Source organism: Streptomyces sp. NPDC056503 (assembly GCF_042794995.1).
Classification (GTDB): domain Bacteria; phylum Actinomycetota; class Actinomycetes; order Streptomycetales; family Streptomycetaceae; genus Streptomyces.
On sequence record NZ_JBHTST010000261.1, the window covers coordinates 1 to 2,846 of the forward strand.

General features: G+C 66.4%; 3 protein-coding genes. 2 read left to right on the plus strand and 1 reads right to left on the minus strand.

Features of this window, described 5'->3' with window-relative positions; translation table 11 throughout:
- Nucleotides 1–125: 125 nt before the first annotated feature.
- Nucleotides 126–1,544, plus strand: a complete 1,419-nt coding sequence (istA, locus tag ACFQ8C_RS36845; protein WP_383466299.1) for an IS21 family transposase — start codon at nucleotides 126–128, stop codon at nucleotides 1,542–1,544.
- Entirely contained in the window at nucleotides 1,541–2,311 is a 771-nt protein-coding gene (istB, locus tag ACFQ8C_RS36850) for an IS21-like element helper ATPase IstB (RefSeq protein ID WP_383466301.1), read from the plus strand. The genes istA and istB overlap by 4 nt, the downstream gene beginning before the upstream one ends.
- 34 nt (nucleotides 2,312–2,345) lie before the next feature.
- On the opposite strand, the gene ACFQ8C_RS36855 is transcribed toward istB, so the two are convergent.
- Nucleotides 2,346–2,720, minus strand: coding sequence for a hypothetical protein (locus ACFQ8C_RS36855; RefSeq protein WP_383466303.1), 375 nt, complete (start codon nucleotides 2,718–2,720; stop codon nucleotides 2,346–2,348).
- Between the last annotated feature and the right edge of the window lie 126 nt (nucleotides 2,721–2,846).

A 2,846-nucleotide genomic window follows, 5' to 3' on the forward strand; every position in this document is an offset into this window, starting at 1 on the left:
TGTCGGCGTACACGTGAACGTCCCCACCCGCGTACGGATGAAAAGGGACAGTTGTTGATGCGTTGAGACCTGCTGCTCGGCACTCTGCTGCTTGGTCGGTGAGAGGCGGCGGAAGGCGGTCGACGATGGTCCTGGACCCGCATCGATGGTTGGAACTGCGGCGCTTCCGGAGTCTGTTGGAGTCCGGGGCGATCAGCCTCTCGGAGGTGGCCCGGGAGACCGGGCTGGACCGGAAGACGGTCCGCAAGTATCTGTCGGCACCAGGGCCGGCGACCCCGCCGCGCCGGTCGCCGAACGGGCGGTCGAAGGCGAGGGTGATCGACGAGTTCGCGCCGCTGGTCGACTCGATGCTGCGGGCCGAGATCCTCATGAAGGCCGCGGTGATCCACGGGCGGCTGACCGCGGAGTACGGTTTCACCGGCAACTACCAGCGAGTCAAGCTCTACGTTCAGGAAGCCCGGCCTCGCATCGCCGAGGAACTCGGCATCACGCCAAAGGAACTCGCCGGCATGCACCGCCGGTTCGAGGTCATCCCCGGCGCCCAGGCCCAGGTCGACTGGGGCGACGAGGGCAAGATCCTCGCCCACATGGGCATCGGGAAGGTCTACTCCTTCCACATAACGCTGTCGTACTCACGCGACCCGTTCTGCTGCTTCACCACCAGCCAGGACCTCCAGACGTTCTTCGACTGCCACCGACGGGCCTTCGCCCACTTCGGCGGCGTCCCGATGACGATCGTCTACGACCGCACGAAGACCGTCGTCCGCCGCCACGTCGCTCCGGGCGAGGCGGTCCCTCTGCACCCGGAAGCGGTCGGATTCGCCGGCCACTACGACTTCGACATCGACGTGCTGGCCGCCTACCGGCCCACCGGCAAAGGACGCGTCGAACGCCAGGTCCTCATCGTCCGCGACCACGTCCTGTCCGGCCGGTCCTTCTCCTCCGTCGAGGAGATGGACGCCGCCTTCACTACCTGGGTCCCGCAGCGACGGGCCCAGGCCCACAGGACTCACCAGCAGATCATCGGCGAGCGGGCGGCCCGCGACCACATGGCCCTCAAACCGCTGCCGGAGACTCCGTATCTGGTGGCCGAGCGGCATCTGCGGCCGGTCGGCAAGGACTGCCTGGTCGCCTTCGGCGGCAACCTCTACTCGGTGCCGGCCCGCAGGGTCCGACCGCGTCAGCTGGTGGAGATCCGGGCTACGAAGTCGCAGATCATGCTGCATTCCACCATCGCGGATGCCAGCGGCGAGACACTGCTGGCCACTCATCCCCGGGCGGTCGGCCGCGGAGTCCGAGTCGTCGAAGAGGCCCACTGGGACGGCCTGCCCACGGGCAAGGGACGCCGCACCACCACCGGCGATGTCCCGCCACAGCCTCGTCGTGAACGTCCTCGGGGCGAGGAGGCAGGACCCTTGCAGGCTCTGCTGAACCGTGCTGCGGCCACCCGTGTCGAGGTCGGCCGCCGTCCGCTGTCGGTCTATGACGAGCTGACCGGCACCCGCCCCTTCACCACCCACCCGAGCACGAGGGAAACGTCTTGAGCGAGCTGGTCTCCACCCGCATCCGCAACACGGCCGGCAAGCTCGGCCTGCCCCACCTGGCCGAAACGATCAACGAGTACACCCGACGGGCCGACGAGGGAAAGATGGGCTACCTCGACTTCCTCGACCTGGTCCTGTCCGAGGAACTGGCCGTCCGCGACGACCGCCGCTTCCGCCAGGGGCTGCGGCTCTCGAAGCTGCCGCATCACAAGACGATCGACGAGTACGACTTCTCCTTCCAGCCCGACCTCGACCCGCGCAAGGTCAAGGACCTCGCCACCCTCTCGTTCGTCGACGGCAAGGCGAACGCCGCCCTGCTCGGGCCGCCCGGGGTCGGCAAGACGCACATCGCCGTCGCCTTGGCGGTCGCGGCCTGCCGGGCCGGCTACTCGATCTACTTCACCAGCCTCGACGACATGGTCCGCAATCTCAAGGCCGCCGAGGCGGCAGGACGTCTGACGAACAAGCTCGGCACCTACCTGCGGCCCGGCGTTCTCGTGGTGGATGAGGTCGGTTACCAGCCCCTCGAACGAGCGGAGGCGAATCTGGTCTTCCAGGTCATCTCCAAGCGTTACGAGAAGGGCTCGATCATCCTGACCTCGAACAAGACCTTCAGCGAATGGGGCCAGGTCTTCGGCGACGAGGTCCTCGCCACCGCCATCCTCGACCGGCTCCTCCATCACTGCGAAGTGATCTCCATCAACGGCCCCAGCTACCGGCTCAAGAACCGCCTCAAGGCCATCGAGCGGGAGAACGACGTGGCCTGACGACCCAAGCTGTTTCCGGCGGCCGAGCACTTGATCAGTTGTTGATCACCGGCTGAAAGATCTCGGAGAACTCGCCGTTCTCGATCAGTCCGGCGATCACGTCGGTCATGCTGTCGATGCCGGGATCCCTGACGATCAGGCCGTCCGAGACCCAGAAGTACCGGCCGCCGAGGGCCTCGTCGGTTCCTGCCCAGAGTTTCATCAGGCGCTCGACTTCCGCGACGGTGAACACGGTCGCGGTCCAACGAGACTCATCCTCCAGAGTCACGAAGACATCGACGTTGCAGACCTCGTCCAAGCCCTCGCCGTCGCTGGGCAGGAACGAAGCCTCGAAACCCTCCATACGGACCCGATACCAGGGCTCGTCCCACCCTCGCTCGATCGGTTCAGACGATGTGCTGCGGCTCATCGCGCGAGTGTCCCTGGTCGGGACATCGATCTCAACCGAGATCCTCTGCCGCACTGCCGCAACCCGCGACCAAAGCTGGGGACGTTCATCCGTACGCAACTGGGGAGAAAAGTCCGTACGCCGACA